At 37.6% G+C, this 16,831-nt stretch carries 13 protein-coding genes; 4 read left to right on the top strand and 9 right to left on the bottom strand.

All coding sequences use genetic code 11. From position 1 onward, the window contains the following. Nucleotides 1–116: 116 nt before the first annotated feature. Nucleotides 117–602, bottom strand: a complete 486-nt coding sequence (locus V4B18_RS01630; protein ID WP_455476117.1) for a BA14K family protein — start codon at nt 600–602, stop codon at nt 117–119. A 166-nt stretch (nt 603–768) separates the two neighbouring features. On the opposite strand from V4B18_RS01630, the gene nspC reads away from it, so the two are divergent. Then, entirely contained in the window at nt 769–1,866 is a 1,098-nt protein-coding gene (gene nspC / locus V4B18_RS01625) for a carboxynorspermidine decarboxylase (RefSeq protein WP_455476116.1), read from the top strand. 58 nt (nt 1,867–1,924) lie between these two features. Further along, nucleotides 1,925–3,163, top strand: a complete 1,239-nt coding sequence (locus V4B18_RS01620) for a saccharopine dehydrogenase C-terminal domain-containing protein (protein ID WP_455476115.1) — start codon at nt 1,925–1,927, stop codon at nt 3,161–3,163. Between the two features lie 156 nt (nt 3,164–3,319). On the opposite strand, the gene lpdA is transcribed toward V4B18_RS01620, so the two are convergent. The 8 genes from lpdA to V4B18_RS01580 all read right to left on the bottom strand — a co-directional run bounded on the left by lpdA (nt 3,320) and on the right by V4B18_RS01580 (nt 14,454). Further along, entirely contained in the window at nt 3,320–4,726 is a 1,407-nt protein-coding gene (lpdA, locus tag V4B18_RS01615) for a dihydrolipoyl dehydrogenase (protein WP_455476114.1), read from the bottom strand. A gap of 32 nt (nt 4,727–4,758) precedes the next feature. Further along, a complete protein-coding gene (gene odhB / locus V4B18_RS01610) occupies nt 4,759–5,973 on the bottom strand; it encodes a 2-oxoglutarate dehydrogenase complex dihydrolipoyllysine-residue succinyltransferase (RefSeq protein WP_455476113.1) in 1,215 nt (404 codons plus the stop codon). A gap of 32 nt (nt 5,974–6,005) precedes the next feature. Continuing rightward, nucleotides 6,006–9,005 (bottom strand): 2-oxoglutarate dehydrogenase E1 component, encoded by a 3,000-nt coding sequence (locus V4B18_RS01605; RefSeq protein WP_455476112.1) that lies wholly within the window; start codon nt 9,003–9,005, stop codon nt 6,006–6,008. Between the two features lie 159 nt (nt 9,006–9,164). Further along, entirely contained in the window at nt 9,165–10,067 is a 903-nt protein-coding gene (gene sucD, locus V4B18_RS01600; protein WP_455476111.1) for a succinate--CoA ligase subunit alpha, read from the bottom strand. Between the two features lie 4 nt (nt 10,068–10,071). Beyond that, nucleotides 10,072–11,268 (bottom strand): ADP-forming succinate--CoA ligase subunit beta, encoded by a 1,197-nt coding sequence (gene sucC, locus V4B18_RS01595; protein WP_455476110.1) that lies wholly within the window; start codon nt 11,266–11,268, stop codon nt 10,072–10,074. 94 nt (nt 11,269–11,362) lie between these two features. Next, entirely contained in the window at nt 11,363–12,325 is a 963-nt protein-coding gene (gene mdh, locus V4B18_RS01590) for a malate dehydrogenase (protein WP_455476109.1), read from the bottom strand. 290 nt (nt 12,326–12,615) lie between these two features. Then, the gene (zapE, locus tag V4B18_RS01585) at nt 12,616–13,815 is read right to left on the bottom strand and encodes a cell division protein ZapE (RefSeq protein ID WP_455476501.1); all 1,200 of its coding nucleotides are present in this window, start codon (nt 13,813–13,815) and stop codon (nt 12,616–12,618) included. Between the two features lie 84 nt (nt 13,816–13,899). Next, complete coding sequence (locus tag V4B18_RS01580) at nt 13,900–14,454, bottom strand: AprI/Inh family metalloprotease inhibitor (protein ID WP_455476108.1); 555 nt, start codon at nt 14,452–14,454, stop codon at nt 13,900–13,902. Between the two features lie 230 nt (nt 14,455–14,684). Between V4B18_RS01580 and dapF the strand changes: the two genes are divergently transcribed. Both dapF and mtaB read left to right on the top strand, forming a co-directional pair. Further along, a complete protein-coding gene (gene dapF, locus V4B18_RS01575) occupies nt 14,685–15,536 on the top strand; it encodes a diaminopimelate epimerase (RefSeq protein ID WP_455476107.1) in 852 nt (283 codons plus the stop codon). After that, complete coding sequence (gene mtaB, locus V4B18_RS01570) at nt 15,536–16,819, top strand: tRNA (N(6)-L-threonylcarbamoyladenosine(37)-C(2))-methylthiotransferase MtaB (protein ID WP_455476106.1); 1,284 nt, start codon at nt 15,536–15,538, stop codon at nt 16,817–16,819. Before dapF ends, mtaB begins: the two co-directional genes overlap by 1 nt. Nucleotides 16,820–16,831: the final 12 nt, after the last annotated feature.

Genomic DNA, 16,831 nt, shown 5'->3' with positions numbered 1-16,831 from the left:
AATAAAATTTAATGAAACTTAAAAGTATATAAAATTTTCATACCACAACCATTGCATGAATGAAAACTCTATACACACACAAAGTACCTAAAAAAATTTTGTATCTTTAATGTCTTTTACCCCTTAAAAAAACGAGAAAAACACTGCTTGCGAGATCCCTGAAAAGGCTGATAGCTATTATCAGCTTTATTGTAAGAACGATAACGCGCCATACAAGAATCAATATGTTGTTTAAGCATCCATGGCTCTTTTTTCTCTAAAGAAAAAAATGAAAGCTCCTTCCTGAAAGCTGGTACTGCTTTTAATGACACATTTTTTGCATTTAAATTTGGCAATGTAGCGAACGCTATTTCAGGATACCACCAATTATCACTATATTTACGAAAACCACGACGGTAATGGCGATATCCTTTAAATCCATTAAGCTCTCTACGTCCCGTAACAATCAAAGGAACAGAATTTTCCTGAACAGAAGATTGATGAGATACCTTAACCTCAGTATCATTTTTTTTTGCAAAACCCGTAATATTGGCTATTATTGCAAAAAAACTTCCAACAAGCAAAATAACCAAAATATAATAAAAACTCTTCATCATAAGCATCGATAAATCCGTAGACAATTAAATCACAATTAAATTACAAACAGACTCTGCCTTGCTAAAAAAATAGATTCTTTTTTAGGATTTTTTTCGCTTGAGACATTCTGTTACTCCATGTACTAAACGTTAGCTTCAAGAATAAGATCCTTCAAAAAAGAATGGATAAATAATGATTAAAACTCCCTATTATCTTATCGATAAATCTAAGCTTATAAGGAATATGGAAATCATCTCTCGCTTACGAGAAATGTCGGAAGCAAAAATTTTGCTGGCTTTGAAGTGCTTTGCCACATGGGGTCTTTTTGATTTAATGTCCCAATACATGGATGGAACAACATCATCATCCCTATATGAACTGCGCTTAGGAAAAGAAAATTTTGGCAAAGAAACCCATGCTTATTCTGTTGCTTGGTCGGATGATGAAATTGACGAAGCCTGTAGCTATGCAGATAAAATCATTTTTAATTCAATCCAACAACTTCAGCGTTTTTCCAATGCTACAAAAACTATTCAACGGGGTTTAAGATTAAATCCAAGGATAAGTGCATCAAATTTTGACCTTGCAAATCCCTCTCGACCTTTTAGCCGCTTAGGTGAAACCAATCAAAGCGCAATTAAAGAAGTTTTGCCCCTCATTAACGGTTTAATGATCCACAATAATTGTGAAAATGCTGACTTTAATCTTTTTAATAAAATGCTTAGTCACATGGAAGAAAAATTTGCAGAACTCTTCTCAGCGGTCGATTGGATAAGTCTTGGTGGCGGAATCCATTTTACAGCTGAAAATTATCCTCTAGAAATTTTTGCAAAACGCTTAAAAGATTTCTCAAAAACCCATGGTGTTACTGTTTTTCTAGAACCAGGAGAAGCCGCTATCACCAAAAGTGCAACCCTAGAGGTAAGTGTTCTTGATACATTGTATAATGAAAAAAAACTTGCCATCGTTGATAGCTCAATAGAAGCCCATATGCTTGATCTTTTAATTTATCGCGAAAATGCTAAACTAGAACCTAATCAGGGTTCCCATGAAATTATGGTTTGTGGAAAATCTTGTCTTGCAGGCGATATTTTTGGAACATTTTTGTTTCCTGAGCCTCTTAAAATAGGTGATAGATTATCTTTTCAAGATGCAGCAGGCTATACAATGGTTAAAAAAAATTGGTTTAATGGCGTTGCAATGCCTGCCATTGTCATCAGAGAATGTAATGGAACTTTAACAATTCAGCGTCAATTTAGCTATAATGATTATAAAACAAGCCTTTCGTAATCCAAATAGCGTGCAGAAGACCATCATGCGGTAATGTTAATAAGGAGATAACCTCAAAATGAAAAAAAATGTTCTCATTATTGGTGCTGGAGGTGTTGCACAAGTCGTTGCGCATAAATGCGCCCAAAACAACGATATTCTTGGTGAGATTCATATCGCTTCACGCACAATAAAAAAATGTGAAGCAATCATCGCATCAATTAAAGACAAACAAGCAATGAAAGTGGAGGGCATTATCAAAAGCCATACACTCAACGCAATGAATATTGTAGAAACTGTACAACTGATCCAAAAAAACAAATGCGAAATCGTTATTAATGTTGGCTCCGCTTTTCTTAATATGTCTATTCTCTCAGCTTGTATTGAAGCAAAATGCGCTTATATCGATACAGCAATTCATGAAGACCCTTTGAAAATTTGTGAAACCCCTCCTTGGTATGGTAATTATGAATGGCCTCGACGTCAAGAATGTGAAAAAGCTGGTATAACCGCTATTTTAGGAGCAGGCTTTGATCCTGGTGTTGTTAATGCTTATGCAGCATTAGCGCGTGATGATTATTTTGATACAATTACCGATATTGATATCATTGATATTAATGCTGGAAACCATGGGCGCTGGTTTGCTACCAATTTTGATCCAGAAATTAATTTTAGAGAATTTACAGGGCAGGTGTGGTCTTGGCAAAATAAAAAATGGACTTCTAATCAAATGTTTGAAATCGGCCATGAATGGGATCTGCCTGTTGTTGGAAAACAAAAAGCCTACATGTCAGGGCATGATGAGATCCATTCATTATCTAAAAATTTAGATGTTCAAAACATCCGTTTCTGGATGGGATTTAGTGAACGCTATATAACTGTTTTTACCGTTTTAAGAAATCTTGGACTTTTATCAGAACAGCCCATTAAAACAGCAGAAGGTCAAGAAGTTGTCCCTTTGAAAGTCGTGAAAGCTGTCTTGCCTGATCCTGCTTCTTTAGCACCTGATTATACAGGAAAAACCTGTATTGGAGATCTTGTTAAAGGCGAAAAAGATGGCAAACCAAGAGAAGTTTTTATCTATAATATATCCGACCACAAACAAGCTTTTAATGAGACCGGTTCACAAGGAATTTCTTATACAGCCGGTGTACCAGCAGCAGCTGCTGCCATTCTTATTGCTACTGGAGAATGGGACGTTAAAACCATGGTCAATGTAGAAGAATTACCACCACACCCTTTCCTAAAATACCTCGATCGTATGGGACTTTCTACATTTATAAGAGAACAACAAGAAGATAAAAAATTAGAATTCTAAGTTCATTCTTTATTTATACGATAAATATAAAAAAACGCCTCTTAAGAAAGGCACTTTTTTTTAAAAAAACACAATCATCAAAATAAAATAAAGCGAGACATGCTCCATAATTATTCAAGAAAATTATGGAGCTTCTTTTTTTAACTTCCTAAATATCTAGATATGAAGTGGTTTGGCAAATGCTGCTAAAGCGGCTTCCCGCACAGCTTCTGATAAAGTAGGATGCGCATGGCAACAACGCCCCAAATCTTCTGATGAACCACCAAATTCCATCAAAACTGCGATTTCATGAATCATTTCACCAGCACCAAATCCAAGGATATGTCCACCCAAAACGCGATCTGTCTTCTTATCAGCAAGGATTTTAACAAACCCCTCACTCTTTTGCATCGCACGCGCACGACCATTAGCCATTAAAGGAAATTTTCCAACATTATAACCAATTCCAGCAGCTTTAAGCTCTTCTTCTGTCTTGCCAACACTGGCAATTTCTGGCTGTGTATAAACAACGCTAGGAATAACATCAAAATTAACATGTCCTTTTTGACCTGCCAAAATTTCAGCCACAGCAACACCCTCATCTTCAGCCTTATGCGCTAACATTGGCCCTTTAACGACATCACCAATCGCGTAAATTCTTGGAATACTGGTTTGCCAGTTCGAATCGATCGCAATAAATCCACGTTCATCTAACTGAATACCAGCCTCTACCAAACCGAGACCATCCGTATATGGATAGCGACCAGTGGCAATTAACACAACATCAGCTTCTAGAGTTTCAGGTGAACCATCTTTAACAGATTCAAAAGTCACTTGAGCAGTTGAATCAGATCGAGTAACAGCTGTTACCTTCGCACCCATTTTATATTTAATCCCTTGCTTTTCCATTAATTTTTGAAATTGTCGTGAAACTTCACCATCCATTGATCCTAAAATTTTATTAAGATATTCAATAATAGTAACTTTAGCACCTAAACGGCTCCAAACTGCACCAAGCTCTGAACCGATAACACCAGCTCCAACAACAATCATGCGTGCAGGCACTTTCTCAAGTGCAAGCGCCCCTGTAGAAGATACAATAACTTTTTCATCAATTGTAACATTCACGCTCGGAATACCAGCACTCTCTGAACCTGTAGCAATAACAATATCTTTTGTTGTAATCGTTTGTTGACGACCATCCTTGAGAGTGACTTCAATTTGACCTACGCCTAAAATTTTAGCTGTACCAAAAAAAGTGTCAACTTTATTTTTTTTCATTAAAAAAGAAATACCACTCGTATTTGCTGTAACGACAGCTTTTTTATGTGCCATCATTTGCTCAAGATTAAGTTTAGGTTTAGAAACAGAAACACCAAGCGTTTCAAAACCGTGCTGCGTTTCAGCAAATATTTCCGAAACGTGTAATAATGCTTTAGAAGGAATGCAACCAACATTAAGGCATGTACCACCTAATGTCGCACGCTTTTCAATGATCGCTGTTTTAAGCCCCAATTGCGCCGCTTTTATTGCTGTTACATAACCACCTGGACCTGCACCGATCACAACCACATCATAAGACATTCATTTTTCCTTTCATCCTGAAAATTGCACTTTTACAAGTCAAGAACAAGACGTTCCGGATCTTCTAAGCTCTCCTTAACACGCACAAGGAAAGTTACAGCTTCTTGTCCATCTACAATACGGTGATCATAAGAAAGCGCCAAATACATCATAGGTCGGATTACAATTTGTCCTTCAACAACCACTGCACGCTCTTTAATCGCGTGCATTCCCAAAATACCAGACTGAGGTGCATTCAAAATCGGCGTCGACATTAATGACCCATAAACCCCTCCATTAGTAATGGTAAAAGTTCCCCCTTGCATATCAGAAACCGCTAATTTTCCATCTCGAGCAAGACGGCCTAAACGACCAATTTCTTTTTCAATCTCTGCGAGTGACATCTGATCTGCATCACGAACCACTGGAACAACAAGCCCCTTATCAGTTCCAACAGCAATTCCAGCATTGACATAATTTTTGTAAATAATATCTGTCCCATTAATTTCTGCATTAACAGCAGGCAGTTCTTTTAATGCATGGCAAACAGCCTTTGTAAAAAACCCCATAAATCCAAGCTTAACACCATGTTTCTTTTCAAAGAGATCTTTATAACGCTTGCGCAAATCCATTACTGCAGACATATCAACCTCATTAAATGTAGTTAACATTGCCGCTGTGTTTTGTGCATCTTTAAGACGACGAGCAATAGTTTGACGCAGCTTAGTCATACGAACCCGCTCTTCACGCATTTCATGAATAGGTGCAGCCTGAGAAACTGTAGGAGCAGGGGTATCAGAAGCAGATACTGTTATTTTTTGTGATAACACATTAAGGATATCCTCTTTAAGGATTTGTCCACGCTTTCCAGAGCCTGCAACATCACTTTTTTCGATATTATTTTCAGCCATTAATTTTGCAGCTGAAGGAGCTGGAGGCATTTTACTGCTCAAAGAGGGTTGTTCCACTTTAGATGAAGCTTCTTGAACAGGTGCAGCAGAAAATGAAAGTGATTGGGAAGTACCAACAGCTCCAGCTTCAACAACCCCTAAAAGAGCATTCACTTCAACCGTATCACCTTCCTTTGCAATGATTTCAGATAATTTCCCTGCAACAGGAGAAGGAACCTCAACTGTTACCTTATCAGTTTCTAATTCAACCAAAGGTTCATCCACAGCCACAACTTCACCAAGCTTTTTAAACCATTTGCCAATTGTGGCCTCAGTAACCGATTCGCCTAAAGTAGGAACACGAATTTCAGTAGTCATAATATTCTTCCATACACCAGAGTAGCAATAAATTAAGAACCTAACGCGTCTTCAAGAAACGCGGCAAGTTGTTCAAGATGTTTCACCATCAACCCAGTAGCCGGTGATGCACTCGCAGGCCGCCCTACATAGCGTGCACGCGAATATTTTGCATTGATATGAGATAAAACCCATTCTAAATAAGGTTCAATAAACGACCAAGCTCCCATATTTTTTGGCTCTTCTTGGCACCATATAATTTCTGCCTGTAAAAAGCGCGACAACACATTCACTAAAGCTTTTGCTGGGAAAGGATAAAGCTGTTCAACACGAAGCAAATAAATATCATCAATTCCTCTTTTTTCACGTTCTTCATAAAGATCATAATAAACCTTACCAGTACAAAGAACGACACGGCGAATTTTGTTATCTTTCTGCAATTTAATAACAGAATTTTTTAGATATTCTGCATCATCAAGCAGCAAGCGATGAAATCTGGTTTCTTCTCCCATTTCACTTAAGGAAGAAACAGCGCGCTTATGACGCAAAAGTGATTTTGGCGTCATCAAAATTAACGGTTTACGAAAATCACGCTTAATTTGCCGACGCAAAATGTGAAAATAATTTGCAGGAGTTGTACAATTAGCAACCTGCATATTATCCTCCGCGCATAATTGCAGATAACGCTCTAAACGTGCAGAAGAATGTTCCGGCCCTTGGCCCTCAAAACCATGAGGTAACAAGCAAACAAGGCCAGACATGCGAAGCCATTTACGCTCTGCAGATGAAATAAACTGATCAAAAATAACTTGCGCACCATTAGCAAAATCACCAAATTGTGCTTCCCAAAGTGTCAAGCTACGCGGTTCAGCAAGTGAATATCCATACTCAAAACCAAGGACAGCTTCCTCAGAAAGCATAGAATTTACAACTTCATATATTGCTTGTCCTTCTTGCAAATTGTTTAAAGGAATATAACGCACTTCGTTTTCTTGATCATAAAGAACTGAATGACGTTGCGAGAAAGTTCCACGTTCCACATCCTCACCAGAAAGACGAACTGGAACTCCCTCTAAACAAAGTGAACCAAAAGCTAAAGCTTCAGCCGTTGCCCAATCAATGCCTTCTCCCGTCTCAAAAATTTTAGCACGATTGTTTAAAAAACGCTGAATTGTTTTGTGAACATGAAAATTTTGTGGAATTTCGACAAGTTTTTGACCAATTTCCTTTAAAGTTTTTAACCTAACACCAGTCACCCCACAATATTGATCATCAACGCTACTTGAAGCTTTAAGGCCAGTCCAGCTCCCATCAAGCCAGTCAGCCTTATTGGGTTTATAAGAAGCACTTGCTTCCAATTCAGTTTCAAGTTTATCGCGCCATAGATTTTTTTTCTGCTCAATCTCTTCTAAAGAAACCACGCCCTCTGTAATCAACTGGTTTCCATAAAGCTGAAGAGTGGTTTTGTGATTACGGATAGCTTTGTACATAAGCGGCTGTGTAAAGGAAGGTTCATCACCTTCATTATGTCCATAACGGCGATAACAGAACATATCAATTACCACTGGCTTATGGAAAATTTGACGAAATTCAGTCGCTATTTTCGCAACAAAAACAACAGCCTCAGGATCATCACCATTCACATGAAAGATCGGTGCATCGATCATTTTTGCCACATCAGATGGATAAGGAGAAGAACGGGAAAAACGCGGATCCGTTGTAAACCCAATCTGATTATTAACAATAACGTGAATAGAACCAGCAACACGGTAACCTTTTAAGCCTGAAAGACCAAAAGTCTCTTGAATAACCCCCTGTCCTGCAAAAGCAGCATCACCATGAATAAGCAAAGGTAAGACTTTTGAACGTTCGCTTAATGGAATAACGTCTGTACGCGTAGGTCCCATAAGCTTATCTTGTTTTGCACGTGCTTTTCCAATAACAACTGGATCAACAATTTCAAGGTGAGATGGATTAGCAAGAAGTGATAAATGAACCTTATTACCATCAAATTCAAGATCAGCTGAAGTTCCTAAATGATATTTTACGTCACCAGACCCTTCTACATCATCAGGTTTATAAGACCCGCCCTTAAATTCATGAAAGATCGCTCGATGTGGCTTAGCAAGAACTTGTGAAAGAACGTTTAAACGACCACGATGCGCCATTCCTAAAACAACTTCCTGCACACCCAGACTGCTACCACATTGAATAATCTGTTCAAGAGCAGGAATCAGTGCTTCACCACCATCAATACCAAAACGCTTTGTTCCTTTATATTTTGTATCTAAAAATTGCTCGAATCCTTCTGCCTCAATAAGCTTGCTGAGAATAGCTTTCTTATCTTTTTGCGTAAAAACAGCTTTTTTATCTATTCTTTCAATACGTTCTTGAAGCCATGCTTTTTGAGCAGGATCAGAAATATGCATATATTCCAGACCGATTGTTGAACAATAGGTACGATTGAGGATCTCAAGCATTTGCGGAATAGTTGCGTATTCCATCCCTAAAACATTATCAATAAAAATGGGACGTTCATAATCAGCAGACGTAAAGCCGTAAGCTTCTGGAGATAATTCTTTATAATCTTCTCGTTTCTGTACTAATTGAAGAGGATCAAGCTGCGCATGAAGATGTCCACGTGTTCTAAACGCGCGGATCATCATGAAAGCGTGAACAGAATCACGTGTTGCTTGAATAATATCTTGTTGGCTAGAAACTCTTTCTTTTTTTGCGGCACTGGTTGCTGCTTTTTCCTTTAATTTATTATAGACATGTTTTTCAAGAGCAGACCAATCACCATCAAGAGCAGAAACTAATTCTCCATTTGCCTTTAGCGGCCAATGATCACGTTGCCATGTTGCTCCTCCAGCATTTTTAAGAACATCTTCTTTATCATCTTGAAGAGTTTCAAAAAAAGCACGCCACTGTGAATCAACATTTGTGGGGTTTTTTTCATATTCTGCATAAAGTTGATCTATATAATCCGCATTTCCACCGTACAGAAATGACGTTTGTGCAAAAAGACTATTTATATCGCCCTGCCTTGCCATATATTTCTCCGGAACATCCGTTCCGTCTCCTTCTATATTTCTCTCGACCTTTAAGTGCAGCAAGGCAAATGAGGGCCGGAAAACTGCAAAAAGTTTTTATTCTATACCCGATATTTCATCTGGATAAGAGATGTATCCTCATCCAGATAAAATTTTCTCTTATCCATCTAAAACCGATATTAAGGTTTTGCCTATTTTTGATGGTGAAGGAGACACATGAATACCTGCAGATTCCATTGCAGCGATTTTATCTTCTGCCCCACCTTTACCACCAGAAATAACCGCACCAGCATGACCCATCGTACGTCCTGCAGGAGCTGTACGACCAGCAATAAAACCAACCACTGGCTTTTTTCGGCCTTTTTTTGCTTCATCTTTGAGAAATTGCGCTGCATCTTCTTCAGCAGAACCGCCAATTTCACCGATCATAACGATAGATTTTGTTTCATCGTCAGCCAAAAACATTTCCAATACATCAATAAATTCAGTACCTTTAACAGGATCACCGCCAATACCAATAGCAGTTGTCTGCCCCAGACCTTCTTGACTTGTTTGGTAAACAGCTTCGTAAGTTAAGGTTCCCGACCGTGAAACAACTCCAACCGATCCTTTTCTAAAAATAGAACCTGGCATAATACCAATTTTACACTCATTAGGGGTGAGAATACCCGGACAGTTAGGACCAATTAAGCGCGACTTTGATTGCTCTAATTTAGCTTTTACCTTGACCATATCCATAACCGGTATACCTTCTGTAATACAGACAATTAAACCGATCTCTGCTTCAATAGCTTCTATGATAGCTGCTGCAGCTCCTGCAGGAGGAACATAAATAACAGAAGCATCAGCTCCTGTTTTTTCTTTACCTTCCACAACAGTGGCAAAAATAGGAAGAGTTTCACCTTTTGATCCCTCCCACACTTCACCTCCTTTTTTGGGGTTAATACCACCGACCATTTTTGTTCCATGGTAAGCTAATGCCTGTTCTGTATGAAAAGTCCCCGTTTTTCCTGTAAGCCCCTGAACCAGAACTTTTGTATTCTGATTAATAAGAATAGACATAGTTTCAAGCTCCTTTCACAGCCGCAATGATCTTTTGAGCAGCATCGTCTAAATCATCAGCAGAAATAACATTTAAACCACTATCACTGATAATTGCTTTACCCTGCTCAACATTCGTACCTTCAAGACGAACAACTAAAGGAACCTTTAGACCAACTTCTTTAACAGCAGCAACAACACCCTCTGCGATGATATCACAACGCATAATACCACCAAAAATATTAACCAAAATACCTTTAACATTTGGATCAGCAGTAATAATCTTAAAAGCAGCGGTCACTTTTTCTTTTGAAGCACCACCCCCAACATCAAGAAAATTTGCAGGCTCAGCTCCATAAAGCTTGATAATATCCATCGTTGCCATAGCAAGACCTGCACCATTTACCATGCAACCAATAGTTCCTTCAAGAGCAACATAAGCAAGATCATATTTTGATGCCTCGATTTCTTTTGGATCTTCTTCTGAAATATCACGCAATTCCAAAATGTCTGAATGACGAAATAAAGCATTATTATCAAAAGAAACCTTTGCATCTAGAACACGCAAACGGCCATTTTTCATTACAATAAGCGGATTAATTTCAAGAAGGCTCATATCTTTTTCACAAAATGCTTTATAGAGAATTGGAAAAAGTTTTTCACCATCTGTCCGAGCACTATCATGCAACTCCAAAGCATTACAAAGTCTTGTACAATCTTCAGAAGTAACCCCACAAACAGGATCAATGGGAAGAGTTAATATTTTTTCTGGTGTTTCTTCAGCTACCGATTCAATATCCATCCCCCCTTCAGTTGAAACAACAAAAGCAATCTGACCGACTGTACGATCAACCAAAAGAGAAAGATAAAGCTCCCGCTCAATATCAGCACCGTCCTCAATATAAATACGATTAACCTGCTTTCCTTCTGGACCTGTTTGTTTGGTCACCAAAGTTTTACCAAGCATTTCTTTTACATTCAAAACAACTTCTTCAACTGATTTTGCAAGCCGCACACCACCCTTTGAATCAGAACCAAGCTCTTTAAATTTTCCTTTACCACGACCACCAGCATGAATCTGGCTTTTAACCACATAAAGCGGCCCAGGCAATTTTTTTGCCCATTCTTCAGCTTGCTCCACAGAATAAACAGCAACACCATTTGCAATTGGCGCTCCATATTCATGAAGCAGACGTTTAGCCTGATATTCATGGATATTCATTAATTTGTCCTTTTCTTTTACGGATCACTTAATTGATCCTTAAATTTTTATAACACGTTAAATACTCTGTTTTAATAAACAGAATCTACTCAATTTATTTGAGACTAGGCGCAATAGCAACGCAAGCTTCACAAAGCTTTTGCACTGCATTTACTGATTTTTCAAAAGCATCTCTTTCTTCTTTATCAAGATCAATTTCAATTACCCGCTCAACACCGCCTGCACCAATAACAACGGGAACACCAACATATATATCCTGAACCCCATATTCACCTGAAAGATAAGCTGCCACAGGAACGACACGTTTAGTATCCTTCAAATAAGCTTCAGCCATAGAAACGGCAGAAGCTGCTGGCGCATAAAAAGCAGAACCTGTTTTAAACAAACTGACAATTTCTGCACCACCATCGCGAGTACGTTGAATAATTTGATCAATCTTTTCCTGTGTTGTCCAGCCCATTTTTACAAGATCAGGCAAAGGAATACCACTAACTGTTGAATAACGTACCAAAGGCACCATTGAATCACCGTGCCCTCCTAAAACAAACGCTGTCACATCTTTAACAGAGACCTTAAATTCTTCAGACAAGAAATAACGAAAACGTGCAGAATCCAAAACACCAGCCATACCAACTACCTTATGTGTTGGAAGACCTGAAAATTTTTGCAATGCCCATACCATTGCATCAAGAGGGTTTGTAACACAAATAACGAATGCTGAAGGTGCATATTTCTTTATCCCTGAGCCAACTTGTTCCATTACTTTTAAATTAATACCCAAAAGGTCATCACGGCTCATACCAGGTTTTCGTGCAACTCCTGCTGTAACAACAATAACATCAGCCCCTTTAATTGCCTCGTAAGCATTAGCACCTGCCAAACTTATATCAAAGCCAATAACTGGTGAAGATTCTGCGATATCAAGAGCCTTCCCCTGTGGCGTTCCTTCCGCAATATCAAACAATACAACATCACCAAGTTCCTTTAACCCAAACATATGTGCTAAAGTCCCACCAATCATACCCGAACCAATAAGAGCTATTTTTTTTCGTGCCATTTTCTTTTCCTAATGTTAGATTCAACATGTGATAGCCAACGCTGATATCTAAATACTTTTTTACTTGACCTTAGTCCTATTCATTCTCAACAATGTTATCAAAAGGAGGGCAGCATAAAATCCACTAAATTTTTATTCATAAAAGCAAAAACCTCCACAAAAATAATGACTAAAAACTCATCACTATGTACCGATAAAATGAATTTTTTCAAAATACAACAGAATTGTTACACTGTATTTAAATTCAAAAGGTTATTCTATTTACAGTTTACGTAAAGGTAAAGTAATAATCATTTTTTTCTCTTCGAAAGGAATTTTTCTGCCCAAATACTTAAATAATCTTGACTCTGCATTTCAAAAAGACGCGATTTTGTTCTTTGAAACTCAAATGTTTCTGTCGTTTGAGCACTTCCTTCATATAAGTCTTCAAGTTCAACCGCCGCCGATATAAACAATCTTATGTGGCGTTCATAAAGGACATCAATGAGCAAAATAAACCTTTTTGTTTCATTGCGACACGTGTCATTCATTATTGGTACATTATCAACAAAAATCGTATGATAACGCTCTCCTAACGCTAAATATTCAGACGCTGCCAGAGGCTTTGCACATAAATCCTGATAATTAAAACGCGCGCAACCTGTCCCAGAGCGTGGAATATGGACAAGACGCCCTTTTATGGAAAGTTCATCAGACGTTTCTTTTTGCCCCTCCAACACTAATGCCCATGCTTGATCCATGCGTTCATTTGCTTTTGATCCCAACGGCGTTATATACACATCTTGCAAGTTTGATTTTTCAAGACGATAGTCTGTTTTTGCATCAAGATTAATAACACGAACATGTTCTTTTAAAACTTGGATAAAAGGCAAAAAGAGCTCTCGATTCAAACCATTACAATAAAGATTATCGGGAACAACATTTGAAGTTGCAACAAAAAGAATCCCATGATCAAATAAAGCAGATACAAGCCGTCCCAGTATCATAGCATCCGCAATATCTGTTACACTAAATTCATCAAAACAAAGCACCTGCACTTTTTGTGCAAGATCTCTTGCAACAGCCAAAATAGGATCACTTTGCACAGATTTTTTATGTTTTGATGCTTGGCGATAAACATTAATGCGCTCATGCACATCAGCCATAAAATCATTAAAATGAGCGCGTTTTTTACGACCTTGTGGTAAACAAGAAAAGAACAAATCCATCAACATGGTTTTGCCTCGTCCTACCTCACCGTAAATATACAATCCTTGAAAAGAACCACCAGATCTTTTTTGTTTTGAAACACGCGTATAGGCTTGTTTTTTCTTAAAGAAACACCAAAATGTCCACGAACGAGAAACGCTTTGTTCCACAATATTTTGTAATAAATGATCAAAATTTTGTAATAAATGATCAAAATGTTCTACTAAAGCTAATTGAGCTGGATCAAAGCTTATTTCCCCTTTGGATACCATCTCCTTATAGCGCATTGAAACTAAAGCCATCCAAACAACCTTTTTCAAACCATCCTTAATGAAATTTCTAGTTTCATGCATATATATTCTTTTTTATAAGTAGCTAAATATGAACTAACGGTTTAAAAAAACTGGATGATTATCAAATGTAATCCCCTTAAAATGATTCAGATTAGAAGAATAAAGAACAACAACTGTACGCCCTGACTTATCATAAAAATATAATTTTTTTCCTTTAACAGCCCATGATTTTATCCTAGAAGCAACTCCTGAACAACCTAAAGGAGCAGCACGGTATCCTTGACCAAATTTTGTTTGTGGCGTTGCAATTCGGCAAGTTTTACCAGCTCCAGAAATATTCCATACCCCAGCAATACTTGCAGGAAATAAATCAACAGAACCATTTGGCAATTCAAGATTAGTAACGAATTCATCACTACGAGAATCTCCTTTATCATACATTGCAGAATCTGCTTCCTCAAATTCTAATGAATTAGGTATTTCTGGATCTGCCATGACTTCAAATGTTGACATTTTCTGATTCTGAACAGGATAAAAAATTCCACGAATACCGCCTTTACCATTATTATTAAACCGCTGCGTTGAACAACCACTTAAGATAGTTATAACTGACAGTACAATGAAAAGTAATTTTTTTGAAAATGTCATATTTATACTCTTTCCTGCGACGATAATATAAGCTTACTCAAATAAATGATGAATATTTATATATGACATTTTACAAAGATAAATTAACAAATTAAAAAAATGAAATAAAAATTGACTATTTAGAACAAAATAATTTTAACTACCAATTTTACATTTATAAAATACTAGAAATTTATAAAACTTTTAGTCATATATTTTGTATGGGTTATTACTGAAAATAGAGAAGTTTCATGAAAGTACCATTCAGCAAAATGAACGGTCTTGGAAATAAAATTATTGTTATTGATATGCGTGAAAGCACACACTCTATCACGCAACAGGCAATTTTTTCCTTAGCAGCAGATCCTAAAACATATTTTGATCAAATTATGACTATCCACCCATCAACCCAAAACAAAACTGACTTTAGTATTGGTATATGGAATTCTGATGGCTCAATGGCTAAAGCCTGCGGAAATGGTACACGTTGCGTAATTGCATGGCTTACAGATCATAACTTAGGTGAAAACTTTCGATTAGAAACACCCGCTGGAATTGTTGAAGGTCAACGTCAAAGCGATAATCTCATTTCTGTTGACATGGGGCGTCCACATTTAAATGCAAAAGATATGCCTGTTTCACGTGAAATAGCGGATACAAATCACGTAGAAATTACTGCTGGTCCTTTAAAAGATGCTTGCCTTGTATCTATCGGTAATCTCCATGCAATTTTTTTTGTTGAAAAAAATATTCAAAATATTCCATTGGAAAAATATGGATCAAAGCTTGAACATGATCCTCTTTTTCCAGAAAGATGCAATATTTCCATTGCTCATGTAACATCAGAAAAAAGCTTAGATTTAAGAACGTGGGAACGAGGAGCTGGGTTAACAAAAGCATGCGGCAGTGCTGCTTGTGCCAGTGCAGTAGCTTCCTACAGACGAGGATTAACAAAACGCAATATCGATGTAAATTTACCAGGGGGAAAACTTAATATTTTTTATAAAAAGGATAACCGTATTATTATGACAGGTCCTATTCAATATGAATTTAGTGGTTTTTTAAACCCTTTAACAGGACTTTACGAAAAAGGGTTCTTTTAATGGCTATAGAAATTGTAACATTTGGTTGTCGACTCAATAGCTATGAATCGGAAATTATACGTAAAGAAAGTGCTTCTTCTGGACTAGACCAACTCAAAGATGGAGCTATTGTTTTTAATACTTGTGCTGTTACTGCTGAGGCCGTACGACAAGCAAAACAAGCAATCCGAAAAGCAAGACGTGAAAATCCTAATGCCCGCATTATTGTCACAGGATGCGCTGCACAAACAGAAGCAAAAAATTTTGCCAATATGGAAGAGGTAGACCTTGTTTTAGGAAATGAAGAAAAATTGCATGCTCATTCTTATCGTCAACTCCCTGATTTTGGTGTCAACCGTTATGAAAAATTACGTGTCAATGACATCATGGAAGTGCAAAAAATTGCTCCGCATATGGTTAGTGCAATGGAAGAGCGCACACGTGCCTTTGTACAAGTGCAAAATGGATGCAATCATCGCTGCACATTTTGCATTATACCTTATGGTCGCGGACAATCACGTTCAGTCCCCATGGGAGCCGTTATTGAACAAATTAAAAGATTGATAGACAATGGTATCCAAGAAATTGTCTTAACAGGTGTCGACCTTACAAGCTACGGTAACGATCTGCCCGGAAAAACTACTTTAGGAAAATTAACCTCAGCCATTTTACATTACGTTCCTGACCTACCTCGGTTGCGCCTTTCATCTATAGATTCTATTGAAGCAGATGAAGAGCTTATAGATCTTTTGGCTCATGAAAAAAGAATAATGCCACATTTGCATTTATCTTTGCAAGCAGGCGATAATATGATTTTAAAACGAATGAAACGACGACATCTGCGTGAACATGCAATCCAGTTTTGCCAAGATTTACGTGCAAAACGTCCTACAATGGTTTATGGTGCCGACTTAATTGCTGGTTTTCCTACAGAAACAGAAGAAATGTTCCAAAATAGTCTCGCTTTAATTAATGATTGTCATTTAACACATCTTCATGTTTTTCCTTTTAGTCCAAGAGAAGGAACACCTGCCGCACGTATGCCACAAATTAATCGTAAGATCATCAAAATGCGTGCAAAAAGGTTGCGCAAAGCAGGTAATGAGGTTTATAAAAAACACCTTGCTCATTTACAAAACAGTAAACAAATCATTCTAGTTGAAAAAGATGAAATTGGGCGAACGGAGGATTATACTCTTGCACAAATTAAAGGTGCTAAGGCTGGAACAATTGTTCAAGCTCTTATCGTTGACCATGATGAAGATAAACTGATTGCTGTCATTCCAAAATTAAACGCAGCTTAAGCAGGAAAATTT

The organism is Bartonella sp. B17, assembly GCF_053795755.1.
The sequence above is the reverse complement of the archived record's forward strand: the minus strand, read 5'-3'. Positions and strand labels throughout refer to the sequence as shown.

Excerpts from the sequence above, each read along its gene's own strand:
- zapE (WP_455476501.1), bottom strand. The coding sequence starts at position 13,815 with ATGGCTTTAGTTTCAATGCGCTATAAGGAGATGGTATCCAAAGGGGAA.
- lpdA (WP_455476114.1), bottom strand. The coding sequence starts at position 4,726 with ATGTCTTATGATGTGGTTGTGATCGGTGCAGGTCCAGGTGGTTATGTA.
- sucC (WP_455476110.1), bottom strand. The coding sequence starts at position 11,268 with ATGAATATCCATGAATATCAGGCTAAACGTCTGCTTCATGAATATGGA.
- mdh (WP_455476109.1), bottom strand. The coding sequence starts at position 12,325 with ATGGCACGAAAAAAAATAGCTCTTATTGGTTCGGGTATGATTGGTGGG.
- sucD (WP_455476111.1), bottom strand. The coding sequence starts at position 10,067 with ATGTCTATTCTTATTAATCAGAATACAAAAGTTCTGGTTCAGGGGCTT.
- V4B18_RS01580 (WP_455476108.1), bottom strand. The coding sequence starts at position 14,454 with ATGACATTTTCAAAAAAATTACTTTTCATTGTACTGTCAGTTATAACT.
- nspC (WP_455476116.1), top strand. The coding sequence starts at position 769 with ATGATTAAAACTCCCTATTATCTTATCGATAAATCTAAGCTTATAAGG.
- V4B18_RS01605 (WP_455476112.1), bottom strand. The coding sequence starts at position 9,005 with ATGGCAAGGCAGGGCGATATAAATAGTCTTTTTGCACAAACGTCATTT.
- odhB (WP_455476113.1), bottom strand. The coding sequence starts at position 5,973 with ATGACTACTGAAATTCGTGTTCCTACTTTAGGCGAATCGGTTACTGAG.
- V4B18_RS01630 (WP_455476117.1), bottom strand. The coding sequence starts at position 602 with ATGCTTATGATGAAGAGTTTTTATTATATTTTGGTTATTTTGCTTGTT.
- dapF (WP_455476107.1), top strand. The coding sequence starts at position 14,685 with ATGAAAGTACCATTCAGCAAAATGAACGGTCTTGGAAATAAAATTATT.
- mtaB (WP_455476106.1), top strand. The coding sequence starts at position 15,536 with ATGGCTATAGAAATTGTAACATTTGGTTGTCGACTCAATAGCTATGAA.
- V4B18_RS01620 (WP_455476115.1), top strand. The coding sequence starts at position 1,925 with ATGAAAAAAAATGTTCTCATTATTGGTGCTGGAGGTGTTGCACAAGTC.